The sequence below is a fragment of the Paenibacillus sp. LHD-117 genome (assembly GCF_030929555.1).
Taxonomy (GTDB): domain Bacteria; phylum Bacillota; class Bacilli; order Paenibacillales; family Paenibacillaceae; genus Pristimantibacillus.
Window position 1 is genome coordinate 34473 of sequence record NZ_JAVFVT010000025.1, and the last position, 24357, is coordinate 58829.

The 24357-nt window shown below is 57.4% G+C and carries 16 protein-coding genes; 1 reads left to right on the forward strand and 15 read right to left on the reverse strand.

Features of this window, described 5'->3' with window-relative positions; genetic code table 11:
- The first annotated feature begins 254 nt into the window (after window positions 1-254).
- Window positions 255-1247 (forward strand): LacI family DNA-binding transcriptional regulator, encoded by a 993-nt coding sequence (locus tag RB620_RS19160; protein ID WP_308097076.1) that lies wholly within the window; start codon window positions 255-257, stop codon window positions 1245-1247.
- A 719-nt stretch (window positions 1248-1966) separates the two neighbouring features.
- Here the strand turns inward: RB620_RS19160 and RB620_RS19165 are convergent.
- The 15 genes from RB620_RS19165 to RB620_RS19235 form a co-directional block, all read right to left on the reverse strand.
- Window positions 1967-3142: a sugar ABC transporter permease gene (locus RB620_RS19165; RefSeq protein WP_308097078.1), complete on the reverse strand. Its 1176-nt coding sequence runs from the start codon at window positions 3140-3142 to the stop codon at window positions 1967-1969.
- A gap of 11 nt (window positions 3143-3153) precedes the next feature.
- The gene (locus RB620_RS19170; RefSeq protein WP_308097079.1) at window positions 3154-4674 is read right to left on the reverse strand and encodes an ATP-binding cassette domain-containing protein; all 1521 of its coding nucleotides are present in this window, start codon (window positions 4672-4674) and stop codon (window positions 3154-3156) included.
- An 87-nt stretch (window positions 4675-4761) separates the two neighbouring features.
- A complete protein-coding gene (locus RB620_RS19175; RefSeq protein ID WP_308097081.1) occupies window positions 4762-5871 on the reverse strand; it encodes a sugar ABC transporter substrate-binding protein in 1110 nt (369 codons plus the stop codon).
- A 102-nt stretch (window positions 5872-5973) separates the two neighbouring features.
- Window positions 5974-8094 carry a methyl-accepting chemotaxis protein gene (locus RB620_RS19180; RefSeq protein ID WP_308097082.1) on the reverse strand — a complete coding sequence of 707 codons (2121 nt, stop codon included), beginning with the start codon at window positions 8092-8094 and terminating at the stop codon, window positions 5974-5976.
- Between the two features lie 304 nt (window positions 8095-8398).
- Window positions 8399-9550, reverse strand: a complete 1152-nt coding sequence (gene xylF / locus RB620_RS19185; protein WP_308097084.1) for a D-xylose ABC transporter substrate-binding protein — start codon at window positions 9548-9550, stop codon at window positions 8399-8401.
- Entirely contained in the window at window positions 9547-11088 is a 1542-nt protein-coding gene (locus tag RB620_RS19190; RefSeq protein WP_308097085.1) for a response regulator, read from the reverse strand. Before RB620_RS19190 ends, xylF begins: the two co-directional genes overlap by 4 nt.
- Window positions 11081-12529 carry a sensor histidine kinase gene (locus RB620_RS19195; RefSeq protein ID WP_308097087.1) on the reverse strand — a complete coding sequence of 483 codons (1449 nt, stop codon included), beginning with the start codon at window positions 12527-12529 and terminating at the stop codon, window positions 11081-11083. The genes RB620_RS19190 and RB620_RS19195 overlap by 8 nt, the downstream gene beginning before the upstream one ends.
- Window positions 12526-13503, reverse strand: a complete 978-nt coding sequence (locus RB620_RS19200) for a sugar ABC transporter substrate-binding protein (protein ID WP_308097088.1) — start codon at window positions 13501-13503, stop codon at window positions 12526-12528. The genes RB620_RS19195 and RB620_RS19200 overlap by 4 nt, the downstream gene beginning before the upstream one ends.
- Before the next feature lie 220 nt (window positions 13504-13723).
- Window positions 13724-14626: a methylisocitrate lyase gene (prpB, locus tag RB620_RS19205; RefSeq protein WP_308097090.1), complete on the reverse strand. Its 903-nt coding sequence runs from the start codon at window positions 14624-14626 to the stop codon at window positions 13724-13726.
- Window positions 14627-14998: 372 nt separating this feature from the next.
- Window positions 14999-16414 (reverse strand): bifunctional 2-methylcitrate dehydratase/aconitate hydratase, encoded by a 1416-nt coding sequence (locus tag RB620_RS19210; protein WP_308097091.1) that lies wholly within the window; start codon window positions 16412-16414, stop codon window positions 14999-15001.
- 26 nt (window positions 16415-16440) lie between these two features.
- The gene (gene mmgD / locus RB620_RS19215) at window positions 16441-17553 is read right to left on the reverse strand and encodes a citrate synthase (protein WP_308097093.1); all 1113 of its coding nucleotides are present in this window, start codon (window positions 17551-17553) and stop codon (window positions 16441-16443) included.
- Between the two features lie 39 nt (window positions 17554-17592).
- Complete coding sequence (gene icmF / locus RB620_RS19220; RefSeq protein WP_308097095.1) at window positions 17593-20895, reverse strand: fused isobutyryl-CoA mutase/GTPase IcmF; 3303 nt, start codon at window positions 20893-20895, stop codon at window positions 17593-17595.
- A 13-nt stretch (window positions 20896-20908) separates the two neighbouring features.
- Window positions 20909-22057 carry an acyl-CoA dehydrogenase gene (locus RB620_RS19225; RefSeq protein WP_308097097.1) on the reverse strand — a complete coding sequence of 383 codons (1149 nt, stop codon included), beginning with the start codon at window positions 22055-22057 and terminating at the stop codon, window positions 20909-20911.
- A 50-nt stretch (window positions 22058-22107) separates the two neighbouring features.
- Window positions 22108-22959: a 3-hydroxybutyryl-CoA dehydrogenase gene (locus RB620_RS19230; protein ID WP_308097099.1), complete on the reverse strand. Its 852-nt coding sequence runs from the start codon at window positions 22957-22959 to the stop codon at window positions 22108-22110.
- A gap of 14 nt (window positions 22960-22973) precedes the next feature.
- Window positions 22974-24203, reverse strand: coding sequence for an acetyl-CoA C-acetyltransferase (locus RB620_RS19235; RefSeq protein ID WP_308097101.1), 1230 nt, complete (start codon window positions 24201-24203; stop codon window positions 22974-22976).
- Window positions 24204-24357 lie beyond the last annotated feature (154 nt).

Genomic DNA, 24357 nt, shown 5'->3' on the forward strand with positions numbered 1-24357 from the left:
ATTAAGCTAATACTGTCTACCTCAAAAAAATCTTGTACAATGACCCATACAGTACGTGTTCAAAAAGTCCGGTTTTCAGCACCGAGAAAGTTGAAAGAAGCTAGGAAATGAGGAGCGGAGCTGGAGGCTACGTGAGCACCGGAAGTTCCGGCAGAATTCAAGATTCGATGTCGAGTAGGCTTCATGAGATACTTCGTGATCAAAATTGGACTTTTTGAACAACCTCATACATTATTCCCGTTAGGAGCAAAAATATGGTAACGATCAAGGACATTGCCAAACGCGCGGGAGTCAGCTTCTCGACGGTCTCCAAGGCGCTGCTCGACAACCCGAGCATCAAAGCGGCGACAAAGGAGAGAGTCTGGGGAATCGCGAGAGAGATGGGATACCAGCCGAATATCGCGGCCCGCAGCCTGGTTTCGAAGAGGTCCGGAGCCGTCGGCATGATCTGGCCTACGGTCGAGCGAGGCGCCTTGTCCTCCCTGATTACGAAGCTGAACGAGGAGCTCGAGCGCAGAGGCTACACGACGCTCCTCTCCGTCAGCCGGACGGAAGCGGCCATCGAGTCGTTCAACCGGTTCCGGATGGATGCCGTCCTGCTGTTCGGCGACCAAAGCGGAAGCCGGGCGGAGCTTAGCGAGATCGGCCGCATGAAGACGCCGATGCTCGTATACGGCCCCGCCGGGTATCATCCGTTCTCCACCGTCGACGTGAACAGGGGCCATGCCATCCGGCTTGCCGTTCGCCATCTGGCGGAGCTTGGCCACAAGCTGATCGCCTATGTCGGGGAGCCAAACGGCGGCGATCTCATGCAAACGGTCAAGATCGAAGCTTTTTTGAATGAGGCGAGGGAGCTCGGTTTGGACGTCTCGGACGACTCCATTCTCCGGATGGAAGGGCTCGAAACCCACGATGGTTACATCGCGGCGCAAAAGATGTTCGCCTGGGCATCTCCGCCCACGGCGGTCATCAGCGGGGGCATCGACTTGACCCGCGGCATTTACAGAGCCGCGCACGAGCGGGGGCTCCGCGTGCCGGAGGACTTGTCCGTCGTCAGCTACGACAACCTGCCGCAGATGGAAGATCTTAACGTGCCGACGACGGCCGTCGGCGTCTCCGTCTCGTCGATCGCCGTCGTCATCGCCGAAGCGCTTCACAAGCTGATCGGCGAGCCGGATGAGCTCCAGACGATCTATCTCGAGCCTGAGCTGGTCGCGAGACGGTCTACAGCCGCTCGTAACGGGTAGCAGTGGAACATCACTTGAATTTCTCGCTAGGCAGGGCGATATTAGGACGAAACTGAAAAACGTCACCATTACGGTTGTACTTGAAAGCTAACGGAAGCAACTGACTCTATTCGGCCTAATTTGTTCGACTTTGACTGGTAGCGTCTTAGCTCGTGCTAAACGCACTTTTAACACTTCTAAGTCGTTCTCAGCGTCTTAGCTCACGCTTGCGGTACTTTAGGCACTTCTAAGACGTTCTCAGCGTCTTAGCTCGCGCTTATCGTACTTTAGGCGCTTCTAAGACGTTCTCAGCGTCTTAGCTCGCGCTTATCGTACTTTAGGCGCTTCTAAGACGTTCTCAGCGTCTTAGCTCGCGCTTATCGTACTTTGGGCGCTTCTAAGACGTTCTCAGCGTCTCAGTTCGCGCTTATCGTACTTTGGGCGCTTCTAAGTCGTTTACAGTGTCTTAGCTCACGCTTGCGGTCCTTAGTCGCGAATCCGGGCATGTCCTCGTTCCAAGCCGCTAAATTGCTCGGTGCCGGGCTGCTACCGCTCCCCGCGCAGCCCCGCGAACGCCAGCAGAACAGCGCCGTTACATTTTCATAAGGGCTCATTCATCCAGAATAAGAGCGATGATTTCCGTAAGATCGTCGGAGTATATTCAGGATCGATCTACTAGTTCGAAATGCAAAAAAGGACCCGGTGCGCTCCATGCGCCCCGGGTCCTTCGTGTAAAAGGTTTATCCTCTTTTCTTGCGGGTCATCACGTCGAAGATAACGGCCGCGGCGAGTACGCCGCCACGGATCATGTACTGATACGAGACGCCTACGCCTAGCAAGTTCATGCCGCTGGACAACGACGCCATCACGATCGCGCCGATGATGGCGCCCGTTACTTTGCCCACGCCGCCGGCGGACGATACGCCGCCGACATAAGCCGCCGCGATCGCGTCAAGCTCGAACAGCGTGCCCGCCGTCGTCGTGGCGGATTGCAGACGCGCAGTATACAGAATGCCGGACAGCGCCGACAGCATGCCCATGGAACCGAACACGATATACGTGATCTTCTTGACGTTAATGCCCGTCAAATGTGCCGCTTCGGGGTTACTGCCCACGGCGTAGATATGTCTGCCGAGCACCGTCTTTGTCGTCAGGAAGTGATAGATGGCCACGACGGCCAGCATAATGATAACCGTCCACGAGAAGCCCTTGTAGCCAGCCAAAATCCACGTAATATAAGCGATGATGGCCGAGATGAACACCAGCTTGATCGTAAACATGCCCTTGGACATTACTTCGAATTGATACTTGATCTTGTTGCGGCGCTGCGCGATTTCGCTGTAAATATAGAACACGATGCAGAGCAGACCCAGGATCAGGGACAGCACATGCAGGCCGCCTACTTCGACAAACGAAGGAATGAAGCCATTGCCGAGCGCATTAAACGCATCGTCATCGATGTTGATCGTGCCCGTTTTTTCGGTTACCTGTAGCAGCGCGCCCCGGAAAATGAGCATGCCCGCCAAGGAGGCGACAAACGACGGAATGCCGATCTTCGCGACGAGAACGCCGTTGAACAACCCCGCGACTACGCCCAGCACCAAAATGATCGGAATCGTCAGATAGACGGGAACGCCCATTTGCGTCAGAAGAATCGCGGCAATCGCGCCCAGGAAGCCGGCCGCGAAACCGACGGACAAGTCGATCTGGCGAATGACGATGACCAGCGTCATGCCGACGGCGAGCACGGCAATGTATCCCGTTTGGTCAAGCAGGTTGCTGATATTGCGGGAGGACATGAATAATCCGTCCGTCATGATGGTAAACGTAAGCATAATAACGAATAAGGCAATATACATGCCGTAATCGCGAATATTGACTTTGACTAGCGACTTCGCTTCTTGAAAAAGGTTCATCGGAGTTCCTCCTATTGCGTAGCAAGCTGCATAATTTTTTCTTGGGTCGCTTCTTCGATCCGCAGCTCGCCCTTGATTGCGCCTTCCGCCATGACGTAGACGCGGTCGCTCATGCCAAGCACTTCGGGAAGCTCGGAAGAGATCATGATAATACTCATCCCTTCGCTGATCAGCTTGTTCATAATCGTATAAATTTCGAACTTGGCGCCCACGTCGATGCCGCGAGTCGGCTCATCCAGGATAAGCAGCTTCGGTCCGACGAACAGCCACTTGCCGAGCGATACCTTCTGCTGGTTGCCGCCGCTCAGGTTGCCTACAGTCTGCTCGACGGACGGCGCTTTGACGTACAGCGAGCTCTTGTATTCGTTCGCGACCTTTACTTCTTCGTTGTCGTTAATGATGCCGCCCGTTGCGATACCCCGCAGGTTCGCCGCGGTGACGTTGCTCTTGATGTCCTGGGACAGGAACAGGCCGTCGCCTTTCCGGTCTTCGGTTACGTAGGCGATGCCCGCCTTGATCGCGTCGCTGGTATGCGCGAACGAGACGGGCATGCCGTCCACGAATAAGTCGCCCTTCAGTTTATAGGACTTGGGATTGCCGAAGATGCTTTGCGCGAGCTCCGTGCGCCCCGAACCCATTAAGCCGGCTATGCCGACGATTTCGCCTTTTCTCACGTGAAAATCCACGTCTTTGATCACATGCCGGCCTAATTCGTAGTCGTAAGCCGTCCAGCGGCTAAGCTCCAACAGTTTATCGCCGAACGATTGATTCGTTCTCTTTGGATAGATGTCTTCGATTTCGCGGCCTACCATGTTGCGGATAATGACGTTTTCGGAAATTTCGCCTTTGGAGGCGTCGAGCGTGCAGATGGCACGGCCGTCGCGGAGCACCGTCGCTTTGTCTGCAATGGAAATGACTTCCTTAAGCTTGTGGGAAATCATGATGCAGGTAATGCCTTGTTTCTTTAACTCGCGAAGAAGTTCCAGCAGGTTCTCGCTATCGTCTTCGTTGAGCGCCGCCGTTGGCTCGTCAAGGATAAGCAGCTTGACGTGCTTGCTTAGCGCTTTGGCGATTTCGACCAGTTGCTGCTTGCCTACTCCGAGATCCTTGATCAGCGTCTCCGGATTTACGTTCAGCTTGACCTTCTGCAGCATTTGTTTGGCCTGCACGATCGTCTGATTCCAATCGATCAAGCCGCCGCGCTTTACTTCGTTGCCCGCGAAGATGTTCTCGTACACCGTCAGGTCGGGAAACAAAGCAAGCTCCTGATAAATAATGGCGATGCCAGCAGCTACGCTATCGCTAATCTTGCCGAATTGCTGAACGTTTCCTTCGTATACGATATCACCCGAATACGTACCGTGCGGGTACACGCCGCTCAGCACCTTCATCAACGTGGATTTGCCGGCTCCGTTCTCGCCGATCAGGCAGTGAATCTCGCCTTTTCCCACCTTGAAGCTGACATCGGTGAGCGCTTTGACTCCCGTAAATTCCTTGGAAATGTGGTTCATCTCCAAAATATATTCGCTCATCGTTATGCCTCCTTAACCAAGCAACAGATACAATGGCAGGATAGTAACAGAACGCTGTCACTATCCCGCGCATGTTTTGTTTTTGTCTTACTTCAGATTCTGGAAGTCTTCCGCTTTGTAGTAAGCCGAATCGACAAGCTCTTTCTTCACGTTGGCTTGGTCAACGACGATAACGTTGGTTTGTTTCGCAGGCACGTCGATCGTGCCGTTGTTGTACGAACCCGTTGTTTCAGGCGATTTGCCGTCCAGGATCGATACCGCCATGCCCATGGCGTCCGTAACCAGCGTGCGAACGTCTTTGAATACCGTCATGGATTGTTTGCTGTCGATGATATATTGAATGGATGCTTTCTCCGCGTCCTGACCTGTTACCGCGAAGCTCGAAACGGCGCTGTCGGAAGCGAATACGTCCGCGATCGAACGAGCCGTGCCGTCATTCGGCGCGAGAATCGCCACATCACCTTTCAAGTCGGCGGAAGCTGCCGTCAGATGCGTTTGAGCTTTGTTTTTCGCTTCGTTGGCATCCCAGTTCGTCGTGACTTGGCCGATGATTTTGCCCAGCTCATCGCGGGACAGTTCAGCTTTGTCCTTCAAAGCTTCCGCTTCGCTGGAGTTCGCGATCACGAAAGTGCCGTCGGCGATTTTTGGCTGAAGCACTTTCCAAGCGCCTTCGAAGAACAGGAACGCGTTGTTGTCGGAAGCCGCGCCGGCATACAGGTACAGCGGCTCGCCCGCGCCTTTCGCGTTGTCGACGAGGTATTGCGCTTGTGCCGCGCCTACCGCAAGGCTGTCGAATGTAACGTAGTAGTCAACCGCTTCGGTGTTCGTAATCAAACGGTCGTAAGAAATAACTTTGATGCCTTCTTCTTTGGCTGCTTCCACGGCGGCTGCCGCAGCGGCGCCGTCTTGAGGACAGATGATCAGAACGTCGATGCCTTTGTTGATCAGCGTTTCCACGTTTTCTTTTTCCTTAGCAGAGGATCCTTGGCTGAACAAAATTTCCGTCGTATATTTGGTGCCGGATAGCGCATCCTTAAACCGTTGCTCGTCCTGTACCCATCTTGGCTCATCTTTGGTCGGCAATACGATGCCGACGCTTACTTCGCCGCCGCTTCCGTTTTTGCCGCATGCCGCCAAAATCGTCGCGAACACCATGACGACAAGCAGAAGAGAAATCGATTTGAATCCTTTTTTCATTTTGTTTACCCCTCTCAATGTGTACTCTCTTGCTTACAAATCAACTATATCACCGCTTATACGGTGTGAAAGCGCTAACCACTAGCACTCTTTTATAACCGTCTATACTTTTTTGACCTCGTCATGGTACGACTCCTCCACCTTGAACGCGGATACCGCCCCTTTAAGCTCCGATACCAGCTCGACAAGCCGCCTTGCATGGTCGGACACCTGCTGAACGGAATCGGTCTGCGCTTCAATCGAAGCAGCGATTTGTTGCGTCGAAGCCGTTGTCTGCTCGGTAACCGCCGATATTTGTTCCATGGAAGAAACGACGACGCCTTTCAGCTGGTCGATGCCCGCGACCGTCTCCCGCTCGTCTTGCACGCTCCGCATCATCCTCCCGATCGAATGGGTCATCACGTTCATCGCGCCGCTTACTTCCGATACGGCAGCCTTCTGCGTCTCGTTGATGGCATTCGTTTCTTGTACGACAGCCACAAGCTCGCGCGTCTGGGACATGACAACAGACACGGTCGCTTGAATCTCTCTTGCGGAACGTTTCGACTGATCGGCCAGACGCCTGACTTCGTCCGCTACGACGGCGAAACCTTTGCCATGCGCTCCGGCCCTCGCCGCTTCGATGGACGCGTTTATGGACAAAATATTCGTCTGCTCAGTCATGTCGGCAATCGCTTTCGTGACGGAGGAGATCGTTTCCGAATAGGCATGCAAGCCGCTAACGACGGTCGTTACTTGACGGAAAGCCTCCTCAAGCCGCGTATAGGAAGTCTCCAGCTTCGCCGCATGGGCCGCTCCCTCCCGCACTTGAGCGCCGGATTCTCCCAGTACGCGCTCGACTTCGCTCGATTGCCCAAGAAGAATCCCGATCTTGCGGCTAAGCTGGCTTACGGCCTCGGAGCTCTTCTCTACCTCCACGGACGTCATGGAAGCGCCCGCAGCGATTTCTTCAGTCGACCGGGCTACCTCGAGGCCGGAGACGGCATTTTCATTCGAGATATCGCTTACGCCGCTCGCCGATTGTTCCACGGCGGTTACGTTCTCGCCTACCGATCGAACCAATGACCGCATGCTGCCGAGCATCGCGTTGTAGCTTTTGGCCAAATCACCGATTTCATCGTTCTGGCGATAGTCGAACTCCTTGACCAAGTTCCCTTCGGCCGTAAGCGCGATCGTCTCTCGAAGCTTCTGTACGACGCCAAACACCCGCGTGGCGATGTAATAAGCGGCAAGCGCTCCGATACCTAGCCCGAGAGCCATCGCAATCGCGCTTGTGCGAAGGAATTCCATCATTCGGCCGAAGAGGGCGCTCTTCTCGGCGAAGGAGACGACGGTCCAGTTCATGGAATATACAAAGGAGACCTCGCCGCGATAGGAAACGTCATTCCAACGGAAGTCGATTCCTTCTCTTTTGCCCTCTTCGATTTCCTGAAGCCATCCGAACGTGTCGGACATCCGATTAGAGTTATCCATGACATCCTGGACGCCGGCAGCATGGCCGCTCCTCCGCGGATCGATGTTTTTCCCGTCCATTCCCCGCATAAAGGATGAAACGATTCGCCCTTGGTTGTCATAGATGACAAGCTTGTTGTCGCCAAACATCTCATTGGATTCCCGGAGTGTTCCAATGCCGCTAAGATCGATGTCGAAGCCCACTGCGCCGTACCATTCCCCGTTCAACGTCACCGGCGTCATGACCGACAACGCCATCTTGCCCGTTCGTTCGTCCTGGCGAACATCCGTCCACGTCGTCTCTTTGTTCCGCTTCGCCGATTCATACAGCGGATTGTCCCCGGCTTCCGCACGCTCCGGCGAAGCGGAAGCGCGTTGCAGCTCGCCTCCGGACTCGGATATGAAAAACACGCCAAGCAAGGAAGGATCCTTGGCTTGCGCCGACTGCAGCAACAGATCAAGCGATTGGCCCTCGTTCTCCGAAGAACGGCCGGCAATTTCGATTCCTTTGGCCAGCTGCTCCAGAGCCTGCTCGTAACGTTCGGTCAACATCCTCATTTCCCTGGTAGCGCTTTCAACTTGTACCGCGTTTCCATCCGAGAACGTGTCTTGAAGCGAAGCCTGGACGGTCGCGAACAGCATGGCGGTCGAACCCGCGAGCGATACGAACACCGCGGCCGAGATAAAGGCCGTCCACTTGAACCGGAGCGAGCGCCGTTTCTCTTTCTTGACTCTCTTCGAATCGCTTGTCCGTTCCGTTGAATGGTTCATCGTTGTTAACCCCTCGTCTCATAGAATTGGAAGAATGCCACTCCTTATTGTAATCGAGCCGCTTTCGCCGCAATGGACCAATCGAATTCAAAGATTTGCGATGGCTAGCATTTTTTTGCGATATGAGAAAAACTTTTATCGGAGTACATCGAGGATGTGCGACCGCGTTTAAGCGGAAGTTTTTATCGCCAATCAGAAAAATCTCCTTTTCGCTTTATCGCTTTAAAGAACTTAAATTTTCTGATGTGGTAAAAAAAAAAGCCCGGCTGCTGCCGAGCCGGGCGATACCTATAGGGAAACGATGTTATGGTTTCTGCTTTACGTTCTTATACACGTCATTCCAGGAATGAAATCCGTCCGCGATGACCGTCTCGTCCATGTTCTGTTTATCGACGGCAATCGGCGACAGCAGCACGGAAGGCACTTCGATCTTGCCGTTGTTGACCTTCCTCCCCGTATCGACCTTCTCGCCTTTGGCCAGCTTCACCGCAAGCTCGGCCGCTTCCTCGGCAAGCGAATGGATCGGCTTGTAGACCGTCATCGTCTGCGTCCCTTCGACGATGCGCTGCGCCGCGGCCAGCTCCGCGTCCTGCCCGGCGACCGGTATCCGCTCCGCCAGCCCCTGCTCGGCAAGCGCCTGGATGACGCCGCCCGCCGTAGCGTCGTTCGCGGCGATCACCGCATCGATCTTGTTCCCGTTCGCTTGAAGCGCGGCTTGCATATTAGCCAACGCGTTCGCGGGCGTCCAATCCTTCGTCCACTGGTCGTACACGATGGTAATGTCCCCGCTGTCGATAAGCGGCTGAAGCACATTAAACACGCCTGTTTTGATCATATGCGCGTTATTGTCCGTTTCCGCGCCCCCGATATATACATAATTCCCTTTCGGAACCAGCTTCGTAATCGCCTTCGCCTGCAATTCCCCTACCCGCTCGTTGTCGAAGGATACGTACAAGTCGATTTCGGCGTTTTTGACCAGACGGTCGTAGGCCAGCACCTTAATGCCAGAAGAATGGGCTTTCTTCACGATGGACGCCGTCGCCTCCGCGTTGTGCGGCACCATGACGAGGATATCCACGCCTTGGCTGATCATCGTCTCTGCTTGCGAGATTTGCGCCGCATCGTCTCCGTTCGCCGCCATGATGACCACTTCCGCTCCCAACGCTTCGACCGCGGCCTCGAACAAATCACGATCCTTCTGCCAGCGCTCCTCTACTAAGGTATCCATGGAGAAGCCGATTCTGATTTTGCCGTCCGAATGTACCGGATTCCCCTCTGGAGACCCGCTCGGCGAAGGCTGGATGGGTTCATTCCCGGCGCGGCTTTCCCCTGCGTCCGATTCGCAAGCAGATGCGAGGACGACGAATGCCAGCGCCGCCAGAAACAGCCTTAAAGGTATGAACAGCCTTGTCATCCGCTTCTCGCTCCTTCCCGCCGCTTTTTCGCGATCCGTCATGTTTTTCTGCCGAGCAGCGTCCTCCGGTATTCCGTCGGAGAAACGTCGCACATTTTTTTGAACACTTTGCTGAAGTAGTTCGGATCATGATAGCCGACCTCGAACGTAATTTCCTTCAAGCTTTTTTCGGGATCCCCCATCAGCTTCTTCGCCTTTTCGATGCGGCATTCCGTCAGGAAGTCGATGTAGTTGACGCCGAGCTGCTCCTTGAACATCTTGCTAATGTAGAACGGGCTGAGCCCCGCCTTCTTCCCGATAACGTCCAGCGATATGTCCTCATGGGAATGCTGTTCGATATATTGTTTGATCTGATGCATCAAATCCGGCTCCAGCCGGCTGTTATGTTCCTCGTATGCTTGCCTCATCCGATCGAGCAGCAGACCGGTCTCGGCGCGGAGCTGGCGGCAATCCTGCGCTTGATAAGAGAATAGCGGGGTGTCCGATTCAACGCCCAGTTCGCCCAGCACGCGGGAGGCGATCCACAACAGCTCCAGCACCCGCTGCTGAATATGAAGCAGCTCGACTCCTTCGCGCTCATGCTGCCCGATCGCATCCATGACGTCCGCGCGAACTTGATCCCACTCGCCGAGCCGAATCCGGTCGAAGAACTGCTTCTCCCGCTGCTTCGATAGATGCCCGTCCCGCGCCGTCCCCGTCACGGGCACATCGGAGTAGAACCGGTATTTGGCAGGAAGCGACGTATCCATGGAGGCAATCAACGATTCTTGGTAGGATTGCCGGATCTGCTCCAACGACTCGCAGACGTTCCCGATGCCTACAAACCACCCTGCTCCGGCATCCGTCTTCGCGACGAATAGAATTTCGCGGGCAAGGGAGACGGCTTGCGTCCGGAATGACCTGTCCGGATCCCGGAACACAATGATCGGAAGCTGCCTGCCGTATAACGCTCCCACCCAAACGGCCGCCGACTGACGGACCTTCTCCTTGACGGCGGAGTACAGATGCTCCGCTCCGGAGGGCAGCGATACCAGCATGACAAACTTCTCGCTCGCGCTGCGGCTGTCCATCATTCCGACCAGCTCGTCCAAATGCACTTCGTGAACATGGTCGAACAGCAGCTGCGTCACGATATCGGTCTCGACCAGCGGCAGCGCCTTCCTCAGCGCTTGCTGCTGATGCAAGCTTGTTTCCTGCAGCAGCCTTTCTTCCTCGACCAGTCGGATGACCTTTCCGACCGTCGCGATGATTTCGCTGGCTTTGCTCGGCTTGAGCAGATAATCCTTGACGCCCAGCTTAATCGCCTTGCGGGCGTATTCGAAAGTGTCGTAGGCGGTGACCATCACGAATTTGATGCCGGGGTGCTCTGCGCTAATGTGTTCCACGGCTTCAATGCCGTTCATCCCGGGCATCTTAATGTCCATCAGAATGATATCCGGCATGAACGTGCCGGCCATCTGCACGGCAATCTTCCCGTTTTTCGCTTGCTCGATGGCAAGCTCCGGATACCCTTTGCGCAGAATCGCGTGCAGACCTTCCCGCTCGATCTGTTCGTCATCGACAATTAATAGTTTAATCATATTTCTCGCTTTTCCTTTCCTTCGGTATGCGCAACACGACCTTCGTTCCGCCTTCCGGGCCGCTCTCGATATCGATTACGTCGGTCAGCCCGTAGAAAAGGCGCAGCCGCTTCACGACGTTACCGAAGCCGATGCCGGTCGAATGCCCTTCCGCTCCGGATGTTTGCTCCTCCAGAATACTCGTCATTTTCTCCTGCGGCATCCCAGGTCCGTCGTCTTCGATCTCGATCGTTATCCGCTCCTCCCCGCCGGCAATACGAAACCGGATAATGCCGCCTTCTTCGGCGGGCTCGACGGCATGGATAACCGCATTCTCCACGATGGGCTGCAGCGTCAAGCCCGGAATTTGGACGTGTAGGCAAGACTCGTCGATGTCCATTTGCAGCTGCAGGCGATCGGTAAACCTGGCTTTCTGGATTTCGATGTACTGCTTCAGCACCTTGACCTCCTCGTACAGCGTGACGGACCGGTCGAGCCGCTTCAGATTGTAGCGCAGCAAATTCGCGACTGACACAAGCAAGTCGCTCGTCTCCTCCGAGCCCTCCAAATACGCCTTCTTGGAGAGGGTATCCAGCGTATTGAACAGAAAATGCGGGTTAATCTGGCTCTGCAAGCTGCGAAGCTGGCTTTCCCGCAGAAGCAGCTTATTCTGCTGAAGCTCGTTCTCCAGCTGGGCTTTCTGCTGAATTTCCGAAATCAGATTGTTTATGTTGATGCGCATACGGTCGAACATCTTCGCAAGGAAGGAAATTTCGTCGTTCGACGCGACCTCGATCTCCAGGTCGAACCGTCCCCGAGACAGCTCCTTCGCCGCCTGGGTCAGCTTCAGCACAGGTCTCGTGATACTTAACGAGAACCAATACGTGAACAGCAGCATCAGAAACGTAATGAGCAAAAGCAGCCAGATGCCCAGCTTATTGAGCTCGGCGGATTGCTCGATGATGCCTCTGTAGAACCGTTCGTACGTCTTTAAATCCTTGTCCAGCAGAGTCAGCGTCATCTCGGCTATGTAAACCGATATCCGGTCCGCTTCCGAAAACGCCTCGGTGGAAGCCTCGGTTTCGAGCTCGGTCTGGAACAAAACCGCCCGGTCCGCCGATTCGATCAGGCTGTCGATCATATTGACGAAGTTGGTCAACGCAAAATCGTTTTCGTCGTTTCTGAGCAAATAGATGTCTTGTCTGACGTCCAGTAGCTTTGTTTTGCTTGCGTCGACCTGCTCCAACGCGGAAGGCGCCGGCGTCTGCATGAAGTTATTGAGCGCCGTCACCACCTGCTGGCTAGCGCCCGTTACTTCGTTCATGCGCAGATACCGCTGAAGAATATCGTTGTATTGATCCTGCGTCTTCTGATTGTAATAAGTAAGCGCTATCCAAATGGCCGCCATGATGAACAATACGATGGTCGCGAGGACCCATATTTTTTTCTGTATGCTGTTCATTGGCTATCCGCTTCCTTCAGCATTTGAATATCGGTGTAGTAACCGTTGATATCAAGAGGCACCGTCTCGCCGTTCAGCCATTCGATCATCCGCTGCACGCTTAGCTTCCCCATCATCTCCGGCGATTGGCCGATGACTCCGTCAAGCATGCCGCGCTCCAGCAAAGACAAAGATTCCTTGCCGTCGTCGAACGTATAGACATGGTAAGCGTCCACCCGTGAGCGTCTGCCGATTTCCTGCAGCATCGCCCCAACCATGTTCGCGTTTACCGCGATGAAGGCATCTACGTCAGGCATTCGGTTCATGGAATCCCTCGTGGCGGAGAAAACCTGTTCTCTCGTATCCGGTGTTTCGGCGTATTCCGTCCGAATATCAGGATAGTTGCCGAGCACGTCCAGAATTCCGCTTAAACGCTGCTTCAGATCGTACTCCCGGCGGCTATCCCCCATCAGAATGACCGTGCCTGACTCGCCCATGTCGGCAAGCAGCTGCCTCGCGATCATCTGGCCCGCATTATAGTGATCGGAGCCGACGTACGTTCTTCTCAAACTTTCCGCCATCGGCACATCGTTCGCCACCGTAATGACGGGAATGCCGTAGAACGCCGCTTTGCTTTTCGTCAACGTTTTGAACGCGTCCGTGTCCAGCCCCTGGACAATGATTCCGTCTACCTTGGACGCGGTCGCGATCTCGATTTTTTTCAAAAAATCATCCTGGTTCCTGCCGTAGCTGCCCCATACTTCAAGGCTCGCGCCTTCCTTCAAGGCCTGCTCCTGCGCGCCATCGCCGACCTTGTCCCAGAAGGGCGTATCCAGCTCCTGCGTGATGAGAACAAGGCGATATTGCTCTTGCCGCTGAACCGATGCCTCCGGCAGCTCCCAGTCGGAACGAAACGCTTTGCCGGCAGACGAAATCGTGAAATAGAATAAAGTGACGCATACGGCGCCGAGCACGAATAAAAGTGTTTTGCGCAAGCGGAGGGTCTCCTTTGCTTCGATGAATGTTTCCGTCCTATGAATGGCTTAAAACCCGCGACAAATAAGCTTAATCATTATAATGGCATCTTCGACCAATTTCTATTTAATTTATTTTCCAAGCATGTTAAGCATTCGGGCGCTTCGATAAAGCTAGAAAGCCGCCAATCCCGATTATACAGGAAGCCGGCGGCTTTTATGCAAAAGATTTTGTTTCTGCTTACTCCGGCAGCACCGTCTTGGCGATCATGCTGTCGAGCGCCTCGTAATCGGCGTATCGGATCGTCTCGTACAGCTCCTTGCGCGTCTGCATGTCATTCACGGAAGCCGACTGCGTGCCGGAGCGCGCAATCTCCGCGAAGACCCGCTCGTACGCCTTGGCCGCCACCCGCAGCGACGTCACGGGATAGATGACCATGCGGAAGCCCCAGCTCGCGAATTGGGCAGCGGTGTAATAAGGCGTCCGGCCGAATTCGGTCATGTTTGCGAGCAGTGGAGCGCCGATGGCCGCGCCGAATTGCCGGAACTCCGCTTCGCCCTCAAGCGCCTCGGGGAAGATGGCGTCCGCACCCGCCGCAACGTATTGCCGCGCCCTTGCGATCGCCGCCTCCAACCCTTCCGCGCTTCTCGCATCCGTCCGCGCGACGACGTACAAGGTCGGACTGACCGACTTGATCATCCTAATCTTCTGCGCCATCTCTTCGGCCGGGATCAGCCGCTTGCCGTTCAGATGGCCGCATTTCTTCGGCATGTCCTGGTCTTCGAGCTGTACGGCGGCCGCCTTCGCCTCGACCATTTCCTTGGCAGCCCTTGCAACGTTCAGCACGCCGCCGTAACCGGTGTCGATATCGACGAGCACGGGCAGACCCGATGCCCGGACCAGCTCGCGCGCCCGCTCCGCAACCTCGTTGCTGTAGATCAGCCCCAGATCGGGAAGCCCTCGACTTGCCGTATAAGCCGCTCCGGACAAATACAATGCCTCGAAACCGCACGTCTTCGCCACTCTCGCCGACATGCCGTCATGTGCGCCCGGGATTTGGACGATCGGCCCCGAATCGACCAGCCCGCGGAACCGTTCGGCCAGCTCACACTGACCGGGCTCCTCTTCCACTAACCAAGACATAACGGAATCCCCACCTCCAGCTTCTAGTAGAACGATCCAAAAATTCCGTAACCATCGCGACTTCGGCGATCCTTCAAACGGTATGCCGAACTGAAAAGATGGCTAACGGAGCACACAGCCGTTATTTTGCCTTTCATGCCTCATTCTAAAATCTAACGGAGCTACGCGCGCTTATTGGACGGATTTCTAGGGAAATGGCACTGTTTGATGGCCAATAGCGGCCTCCAGCTCCGTTAGAATTTGTACACAAACGATTTTAATCGAATAACGACTGTGGCCGCCGTTAGCCATCTAAAACGGTTGCCATCGAGTTGCAGATCATGGCTGTATGGCAAATGTAGAGTAGTTCCTTCCGCAAGCTTACGTTCCGGACTAAATAACCAACATCCCCATAAATTGCGTGACCGGCATTCGCGACAACGTATCGAAATCGAAGCCGACACGCATAATTTCGGCTGCGCGCTTGCGCGGGAACCTGGTCAGCAGATTCGCCTCGCATTTCTCGATGACCTTCGGCAAACCTTCCTCCCGCCGCCTGCGGTGTCCGATCGGGTATTCGCACGCGATCTTCTCCGTCTCGGTTCCGTCCGCGAACCGCACCTGAACCGCATTCGCGATCGAACGTTTCTCCGGATCGAGGTAGTCCAGGCTATATTGCTCGTCGTGCATGACGGTCATCTTCGCCCGGAGCGCGTCGATTCTCGGGTCGGCGGCCGCTTCGTCTTCGTAGTGCTCGGCGGTAAGCCCGCCGTGCAGCAAAGCGACGGCGACCATGTACTGCAGGCAATGATCCCTGTCCGCGGGATTCGTAAGCGGACCCTTCTTGTCGATAATGCGGATGGCGGATTGATGCGTCGTAATCGTGATCTCGCGAATGTCGCCCAGCCGCTCGCGGACGGCTCCATGCAGCGCGAACGCGCATTCCACCGCGGTCTGGGCGTGGAACTCGGCGGGGAACGAGATCTTGAACAACACATTCTCCATGACATAAGTGCCCAGGGGACGGGCGAGCGTGATCGGCTGTCCCTTGAACAAGACGTCGTGGAAGCCCCACTTCTCGGCCGTGAGCGGCGTCGCGTAGCCCATCTCCCCGTTCAACGCCATTAGCGCATGGCGCACCGCGCGGCTGCATGCGTCGCCTGCCGCCCAGGACTTCCGCGAACCGGTATTGGGCGCGTGACGGTACGTTCGCAGCACCCCGCCGTCCAGCCACGCATTGGACAACGCGTTCTCGATTTCCTCCGCGGTCCCGCCGAGCATCGCCGTCGCGACGGCGGTCGAAGCAATCCGGACGAGAAGGACATGGTCGAGACCGACGCGGTTAAAGGAATTGTCCAGCGCCAGAACGCCTTGGATTTCATGGGCTTTCACGGCAGCGGCGAGCACGTCCTTCATCGTCAGCGGCACGCCTCCTTCCGCGAGCCTTCTTCGGCTGACGTAATCGGCGACGGCGAGAATGCTGCCGAGATTGTCCGATGGATGCCCCCATTCCGCCGCCAGCCACGTATCGTTGTAATCGAGCCAGCGAATAAGGGTCCCGATATTATACGCCGCCTGCACCGGATCCAGCTCGAGCCGGGTGCCGGGCACGCGGGCGCCGCCGGGCAGATCGGCGCCCGGCACGATCGGGCCGATATGTTTCGCGCATTCGGGGAACCGCAAGGCGAGCATCGCCGTGCCGACGGAATCCATCAGCATGTATTGCGCGATCCGCAGCGCTTCCTCGCTCACGACTTCATAACGCGAGACATAGTCCGCCAGATCGGTAAGCAGCGGGTCCGTTGCCATCGTCCATTCCTCCTCGCCTGTATGGGTTATGGCTGCAATCCCCTCGGTCCGGTGTACCGGACGCGCGGCCTGAACAGCCGGTTGCGGGCATGCTGCTCGATCACGTGCGCGCACAAACCCGCCGTGCGGGCAGCCAGGAACACCGGCGTGAACAGCGGGACGGGGATGCCGAGCAAAGCGTAGACGGGCGCGGCGTAATAATCCAGATTCGGATACAGGTTTTTCTCCCGCTTCATGACGGCTTCGCCCGCAGCGCAAATGTCATACAAATCCTGCCGACCCTTCGCCGCCGCCAGCTTCGACAGCGCCTCCTTCATGAGCAGCGCCCGCGGATCCGCCTTCCGCATATAAACGCGGTGGCCGAACCCCATGATCCGTTCCTTGCGAGCCAGCTTCCCGAGCATGATCGCTTCGAGCTCTTCGGCCGTCTCCGCTTCCGACAGCATTTCCATGACCGCCTCGTTGGCTCCGCCGTGCAGGTTCCCTTTGAGCGAAGCGACAGCTCCCGCCACCGCGCCGTACATATCGGACATCGTAGACGCGATGACCCGTGCCGCGAACGTCGAATTCGGCATCTCATGTTCGCTGTACGCGATGAGCGACTGGTCGAACAGGCGCTCCTCGAGCGCATCGGGCTCTCTGCCGGTCAGCATGTAAAGAAAATTGCCCGAATAGCTCAAATCTCCGCGCGGCTCAAGAATCGGCTGACCTTGAAGCAAGCGATGACTGTTCGCCACGAGCTGCGGCACCTTGGCCAGCAGCCTGAGCGCCTTGCGCCCGTTCGCCTCCTCGGACGGATCGTCAAGCTCCCCGTCATAGCTCGCCAGCGCCGATATTCCCGTTCGCAGCACATCCATTCGATGGGCGCCTTTCGGCAACCGTCCGAGCATGTCGTATACGGCTTCGGGGATGCCGTATTCGGACTGCAGGCCGCGCTCGATTGCCGCCCTATGCTCCGGGTCCGGCAGACTCCCGCCCAGCAGCAGTCCGGCCACGTCGATGTAAGCGACGCACCCTGCAAGCTCGATCAGGTCGTAGCCGCGCAGGACGATTTCTTCGCCCTCCACGTCCAAATATGAGATCGACGTTTCGCTTGCGACCACGTTCTCGAGCCCCGGCACATATCGTTCATCCGCCATTGCTGCACGCCCCTTTCTTCTTTTGCTAATCGCGTCGCATTACATGTTTCTCCGATATTGCCCGCCGACCTCGAACAAAGCCGCCGTAATTTGTCCCAAGGAAGCGTATTGAACCGTCTCCATCAGCTCCTCGAACAGATTGCCGCCTGCCAAAGCAGACTTCCTCAGCCGCTCCAGCGCTTCGGTGCAAGCCTTCTCGTGCTTTAATTGGAACGCCTTCAGATTGGCCAGCTGAGTCGCTTTCTCCTCATCGGTGGAACGGGCCAGCTCGGGTTCGGCGGCGAGGATATCGCCATCATGCGGATTCAGGAACATGTTCACGCCTACGATCGGCAGCTCCCCCGAATGTTTCAGTCCTTCGTACAGCAGCGACTCTTCTTGGATTCTGCCCCTCTGGTACCCGGTATCCATGGCGCCGAGCACGCCGCCCCGCTGATGGATGCGGTCGAATTCCGCGAGCACCGCTTCCTCCACGAGATCGGTTAATTCCTCGATCACGAAGGATCCTTGAAGCGGATTTTCGTTCCTCGCGAGGCCAAACTCCTTATTGATGATCATTTGAATCGCCATAGCCCTTCGCACGGAATGCTCAGTCGGCGTCGTGATGGCTTCGTCGTAAGCGTTCGTGTGCAGGGAGTTGCAGTTGTCGTAGATCGCGAGAAGCGCCTGGAGCGTCGTACGGATATCGTTAAAATCCATCTCTTGCGCATGCAGGGAGCGGCCGGATGTTTGAATATGGTATTTGAGCTTCTGGCTCCGTTCGTTGCCTTTGTATTTGTGTTTGATGACGGTGGACCAAATGCGTCTGGCGACGCGGCCCATGACGGCGTATTCGGGATCGAGGCCGTTGCTGAAGAAGAAGGAGAGATTAGGAGCGAAGTCGTCGATGGCCATGCCCCGGCTCAAATAATATTCGACGTACGTGAATCCGTTCGCCAGCGTGAACGCCAGCTGGGAGATAGGGTTGGCACCGGCCTCGGCGATATGGTAGCCGCTGATGCTGACCGAATAATAATGGCGCACGCCACGGTCGATAAAATATTGCTGGATATCGCCCATCATTTTTAATGCGAATTCCGTAGAGAAGATACAAGTATTCTGGCCTTGATCTTCCTTCAAAATATCCGCCTGAACCGTCCCGCGCACCGTTCGCAGCGTCCATGCCCGCAATTGCCCCGTCTCCGCTTCGTTCGGCTCGCGGCCGTGCTCCCGCGCGAACTTCCCGATTTGCTGGCGAATGGCCGCGTTCATGAACATGGCGAGCACGATCGGCGCCGGCCCGTTGATCGTCATGGAGACGCTGGTGGACGGATTGCATAGATCAAAGCCGCGGAACAGCTTCTCCATATCGTCCAGCGTGCATACGCTAACGCCGCTGTTGCCGATCTTCCCGTAAATATCGGGCCGCAGCCCGGGATCCTGCCCGTATAAGGTGACGCTGTCGAACGCGACGGACAGACGCTTCGCATCGTCGTGACGGCTCAAATAATGGAATCTTCGGTTCGTCCGGTCCGGCGTGCCTTCGCCCGCGAACTGCCGCTTCGGCTCCTCGTCCCGCCGTTTCAAAGGAAAGACGCCCGCGGTATAAGGAGGCGAGCCCGGCAAATTCTCCGTCAGCAGCCATCGCAGCACGTCACTGGGGCATGAGTAACGGGGAAGGCTGATTCGCGGAATTCGCAAGCCGGCAAGCGAAACCGAATATAGCGCCTCGGAGATCTCCTTGCCGCCGCTTCGGGTTCGGGCTCCGGCTTCCCGTTCCAATCCGTACGCTTCCCGAACGGACGGCCAGCCTTCGAGCAAGGCTCTGCATTCCGGATGGAGCCGCTTCTCCAGGTTGGCCGCCATCGCATCCAGCTTCTCCGCGACCCCTCTGGCCTCCGCTTCCGGCAGCACTGCCCATGAGCCGTCTTCCGTGAGCGTTCGGGCGCCTCTCAGCCGGTCAATATTACGCGCGAGTTCGGCCTGCTCTTCAATAAAACGATTGCGCTCCCGGACCGTATGCGAGATTTCTCCCAAATAGCCGATCCTCTCGCGCGGGATGATCGAGCTTGCTTTCGTCACCCTGGCGAGGGAAGTCTCCGGGACGGCCGAAGAATGGGCCGAACCTGCCAGCTTCTCCGCCGCATCCGCCAAACAGGAAAATAGCGCGGTCGTGCCGGGATCGTTGAATCGGCTTGCGATCGTGCCGAATACGGGCAGCTCCTCGTTCGGCACGCCCGCCAGCCCGCCGCGGCTGCGACGGTACTGCTTCCTGACGTCCCGCAGCGCGTCCTCGGAACCGAGCCGTTCGAACTTGTTGATGACGATCAGATCGGCATAATCGAGCATATCGATTTTCTCCAGCTGCGACGGTGCTCCGTATTCGCTGGTCATGACATAAACGGAAATATCGCAGAGCGCGCTGACCGCCGAATCGCCTTGGCCGATACCGCTCGTCTCCACGAAGATCCAGTCGAAGCCCGCCGCCTTCGCGAGATCGACGGCATCCTTCGTCGCTCCGCTCAGCTCCTTGCCCGATCCGCGCGTCGCCATGCTCCGCATGAACGTGCGCGGCCCGCCGATCGCATTCATCCGGATGCGGTCGCCGAGCAGAGCGCCGCCCGTCTTCATTTTGGTCGGATCGATGGAGATTACGGCCACTTTACCGTCCGCCGAATAGCGTAGGTAACGGCGGACCAGCTCGTCGGTCAAGGAGCTTTTGCCCGCTCCGCCCGTACCGGTCATGCCGATGACGGGAACGCGGGGAAGCGCCTTCCCGATGTCCGCCATCATGTTCGCGAAGGCCTCCGCCTCATCGCCGGATCTTTCTTCGGCCGTCGTGACGAGACGCGCCAACGCCGCGGGATGGCCGCTTCGCAGCCGGCTTTGCTCCTTCTGCAGATCCCTTGGCGTCCCATAATCGGATTCGCGAAGCATCCGGCCGATCATGCCTTCGAGGCCGAGCGTGCGGCCGTCCTCCGGCGTGAATATTTTGGCGATGCCGTACTTCTCCAGGTACTCGGCTTCCGCCGGAATAATGACCCCGCCTCCCCCCGCGAAAATCCGGATATGGGACGCCTCCCATTCCCGAAGCAGGTCCGCCATGTAGGATAAAAACTCGACATGACCGCCTTGGTAAGAGCTGACCGCGATCGCCTGCGCATCCTCTTGTACCGCCGCAAGCACGATTTCTTCAGCGGAGCGGTTATGGCCGAGATGAATGACTTCCGCTCCCGCCGCTTGAAGCAGCCGCCTAATCATGTTAATGGAAGCGTCGTGCCCGTCGAACAAGGAGGAGGCCGTCACGAAACGAATAGGGCGTGCCGGCCGCATGGGTTCCTGTCTTGGTGCCTGCTTATCCATGGCAATGCCCTCCTTATCCGCCTTCCTTAAGCAAGTGCTTGAAGATGACGAGCCGCTGGATTTCGTTCGTGCCCTCGTAGATTTGCGTCACCTTCGCATCCCGGAACAGTCTCTCCGCCGGGTATTCGCGCATGTAACCGTACCCGCCGAAAATTTGGACCGCCTCCGTCGCGCAAGCCATCGCGGTATCGGAGCAGAACCGTTTCGCCATCGAAGCTTCCTTCCCGCAAGGCAGTCCGCGGCTGCGCATGGCCGCCGCTTGGTAGACGAGCAGCCTTGCCGCTTCGATGCCGGTCGCCATGTCGGCCAGCTTAAACGAGATCGCCTGATGGCTCGCGATCGGCTTGCCGAATTGATGCCGCTTGCCGGCATAATCAAACGAGCAGGCGAGCGCCGCTTCCGCGATGCCGAGCGCCTGCGCCGCGATGCCGATCCTTCCGGCATCGAGATGATCGAGCGCGATGCGGAAGCCGTCCCCTTCCCTGCCGATCAGACAATCCGCCGGCACTTCCGCGTTCTCGAAGATGAGCTCCGTCGTGCTGGAACCGTGCAGCCCAAGCTTCTTCTCGCGTTTCCCGACCGTAAGTCCGGGCGTCCCCTTCTCCACGATGAAGGCGGAGATCCCTTTGGTGCCGTTGGTCCGGTCCGTCACCGCGAAGGTCACGTACGTATCCGCGTATCCGCCGTTCGTAATAAACGTCTTCGTCCCGTTCAGAACGTAGCGGTCGCCTTGCCTCACCGCCGTCATGCGGATGCCCGCGGAGTCGGATCCCGCGCTCGGTTCGGTAAGCGCGAACGCGCCGAGCGCTTCGCCTGCGGCAAGCCGCGGCACGTAGCGGCTTCTCTGGTTTTCGTCGCCGTCGTACAGAATCGGATTGGTGCCGACCGAGCTGTGGACCGAGACGATGACGCCGACGGCCGCGCTTACTTTCGATATTTCGTGAATGGCGATCACGCTCGACAGATAGTCCGCCCCCGCGCCTCCGTACGACTCGGGAACGGCGATTCCCATGAAGCCGAGCTCCCCCATCTTGCGAATCAGCGCGAGCGGGAATTCGTCCTTGTCCTCCATGTCCGCGACGCAAGCGGCGATATCCCGTTTCGCAAAATCTTTGACCATGGCGCGCAGCGCTTCCTGTTCGTTCGTGAGCGGCAGCAGCATCGCATCCACTTCCTCTGCTGTTTAGTCATGTTGGCGTAAACATGCGCGAGCTAATACACGTAGAACCCTCTGCCCGCCTTCTTCCCCAGCCAGCCGGCGTGAACATAGCTGCGAAGCAGCGGACAAGGCCGGTACTTGGGATCACCGAAGCCTTGATGCAGCACTTCCATGATCGCAAGACAGGTATCGAGACCAATCAGGTCCGCTAACGCGAGCGGTCCCATCGGATGCCGCATGCCAAGCTTCATGATCGCATCCACCGCCTCGGGAACGGCCACGCCCTCATATACGCAGTAGATAGCTTCGTTGATCATGGGCATCAGCACCCGGTTGGAGACGAAGCCGGGACTATCGCCCGCTTCGACCGGCGTCTTGCCCAGCGAGCGGGCAAAGCTTTCGGCGGCCCGGAACGTACCCTCAGAGGTGGCAAGTCCGCGGATCAGCTCCACGAGCGGCATGACGGGCACCGGATTCATAAAATGAATGCCCACGACCCGGTCCGGCCGCCCCGTCGCCGCGGCAATTTCCGTAATCGACAACGAAGACGTGTTGCTCGCCAGTATCGCGGATTCCGCGCAGACCGCATCGAGTCGGCGGAAGACGTCCTGTTTGGCCGAGCGGTTCTCGACGATCGCTTCGATGACGAGATCCGCGCCGGCAGCATCGGCAATGTCGGACGATATCGCAATCCGGTTCAGCATCGCGGCTGCTTCCTCCGCGCTCTTCCGCCCCTTCTCCACGTCGCGCTCCGCCTGGCTCATTAGCGCATCAAGTCCCAGCTTTGCACGCTCAGGCGAAAGATCGTGGAGCAGCACCCGCACGCCCGCCGCTGCCGCCGTCTGCGCGATGCCGCTGCCCATCTGCCCCGCTCCTACGACCATCAGTTGACGTATCGTCGTCAAGATCTCCCCTCCTTTTACACTTGCACGAGCACCGCGTCGCCCTGCGCCGTTCCGCTGCAGATCGCCGCTACGCCGAGACCGCCGCCGCGGCGGCGCAGCTCGTGCACGAGCGTAAGCACGATCCTCGCCCCGCTTGCCCCGATGGGATGGCCAAGGGCGACCGCGCCTCCGTTGACGTTCACCTTCTCCGGATCCCAGCCGGCGATTCGGCCGCTCGTCAGCACGACGGCAGCGAAAGCCTCATTCACCTCGAATAGGTCGATATCCTCGATCCGATGCCCGGTCTTCGCGAGCAGCTTCTGTATCGCCAGCGCAGGCGCCGTCGCAATATAAGGCGCTTCCTGCGCGGATTCCGCATGCCCGAGGATGCGGGCGAGCGGCTTCGTTCCGAGCTCGCTTGCCTTGTCCTCCGACATGAGGATCAGTGCAGCCGCTCCGTCGTTCACCCCCGGCGCGTTGCCCGCCGTAATCGTTCCGTCCGCCACGAAGACGGGAAGCAGCCGGGACAGGGCGTCCGGGCTCGTATCGGCGCGCGGCGCTTCGTCGCGATCGACGACGAGCTCCGTCCCGTTCCGGCCGGGTATCCGGATCGGAACGATCTCCTCCCGAAACTTTCCATCCTCGATCGCCCGTACCGCCCGAAGATGGCTGCGCAGCGCCCAGTCATCCTGCTCTTGCCGCGAGACCCCGTATTCCTTCGCCACGTTGCTGCCGTGCACCGCCATATGCACGTCGTCGAACGGGCACTGCAGCCCGTCGTGAATCATCAGGTCCACCGCCGTCCCGTTGCCCATCCGATTCCCCCACCGCAAGCCGGCGAGCGCATGGACCGAGCTGCTCATGCTTTCCATGCCGCCAGCCGCGACGATGTCGGTGTCGCCCGCGCGAATGACCTGGTCGGCCAGCGTGATCGCGCGGAGACCGGACGCGCACACCTTGCTTACCGTCTCGGCAGGCGTATCCCAAGGCAAACCGGCAAGCCTCGCCGCTTGCCTGGCCGGATTTTGCCCTGCGCCTCCCTGCAGCGCCATCCCCATGATCGTTTTCTCTACTTGTTCCGATCGCAAGCCTGCCCGTTCCACCGCTTCCTTGATCGCTTCGCCGCCAAGCCGAACGGCAGGCACTCCCTTCAAGCTCCCTCCGAACTTGCCGAACGGCGTTCGAGCTCCACTGACGATGACGGTCCGTGCGGACATCTTCCCATCTCCCCTTCGCCTTGCTTGCTTCTCAAGCTGTACAGGCATGTTGTCCAGCGGTATAGCTCCTCAATCTATATTTATGTAAGCGAACTCAGCATCATTAGTAGAATAGAGGGCGCCCATTAGACCGAATTATGCCAGCAATAACAAGCGGGACTTCCCTTGGATGGAAAGTCCCGCTTCTTCTTCGTCAATAGCG

What these genes read in the sequence shown, in the direction of transcription:
- RB620_RS19160 (WP_308097076.1), top strand. Translation starts at nt 255, where the DNA reads ATGGTAACGATCAAGGACATTGCCAAACGCGCGGGAGTCAGCTTCTCG.
- RB620_RS19165 (WP_308097078.1), bottom strand. Translation starts at nt 3,142, where the DNA reads ATGAACCTTTTTCAAGAAGCGAAGTCGCTAGTCAAAGTCAATATTCGC.
- RB620_RS19170 (WP_308097079.1), bottom strand. Translation starts at nt 4,674, where the DNA reads ATGAGCGAATATATTTTGGAGATGAACCACATTTCCAAGGAATTTACG.
- RB620_RS19175 (WP_308097081.1), bottom strand. Translation starts at nt 5,871, where the DNA reads ATGAAAAAAGGATTCAAATCGATTTCTCTTCTGCTTGTCGTCATGGTG.
- RB620_RS19180 (WP_308097082.1), bottom strand. Translation starts at nt 8,094, where the DNA reads ATGAACCATTCAACGGAACGGACAAGCGATTCGAAGAGAGTCAAGAAA.
- xylF (WP_308097084.1), bottom strand. Translation starts at nt 9,550, where the DNA reads ATGACGGATCGCGAAAAAGCGGCGGGAAGGAGCGAGAAGCGGATGACA.
- RB620_RS19190 (WP_308097085.1), bottom strand. Translation starts at nt 11,088, where the DNA reads ATGATTAAACTATTAATTGTCGATGACGAACAGATCGAGCGGGAAGGT.
- RB620_RS19195 (WP_308097087.1), bottom strand. Translation starts at nt 12,529, where the DNA reads ATGAACAGCATACAGAAAAAAATATGGGTCCTCGCGACCATCGTATTG.
- prpB (WP_308097090.1), bottom strand. Translation starts at nt 14,626, where the DNA reads ATGTCTTGGTTAGTGGAAGAGGAGCCCGGTCAGTGTGAGCTGGCCGAA.
- RB620_RS19210 (WP_308097091.1), bottom strand. Translation starts at nt 16,414, where the DNA reads ATGGCAACGGACCCGCTGCTTACCGATCTGGCGGACTATGTCTCGCGT.
- mmgD (WP_308097093.1), bottom strand. Translation starts at nt 17,553, where the DNA reads ATGGCGGATGAACGATATGTGCCGGGGCTCGAGAACGTGGTCGCAAGC.
- icmF (WP_308097095.1), bottom strand. Translation starts at nt 20,895, where the DNA reads ATGGATAAGCAGGCACCAAGACAGGAACCCATGCGGCCGGCACGCCCT.
- RB620_RS19225 (WP_308097097.1), bottom strand. Translation starts at nt 22,057, where the DNA reads ATGCTGCTGCCGCTCACGAACGAACAGGAAGCGCTGCGCGCCATGGTC.
- RB620_RS19235 (WP_308097101.1), bottom strand. Translation starts at nt 24,203, where the DNA reads ATGCCTGTACAGCTTGAGAAGCAAGCAAGGCGAAGGGGAGATGGGAAG.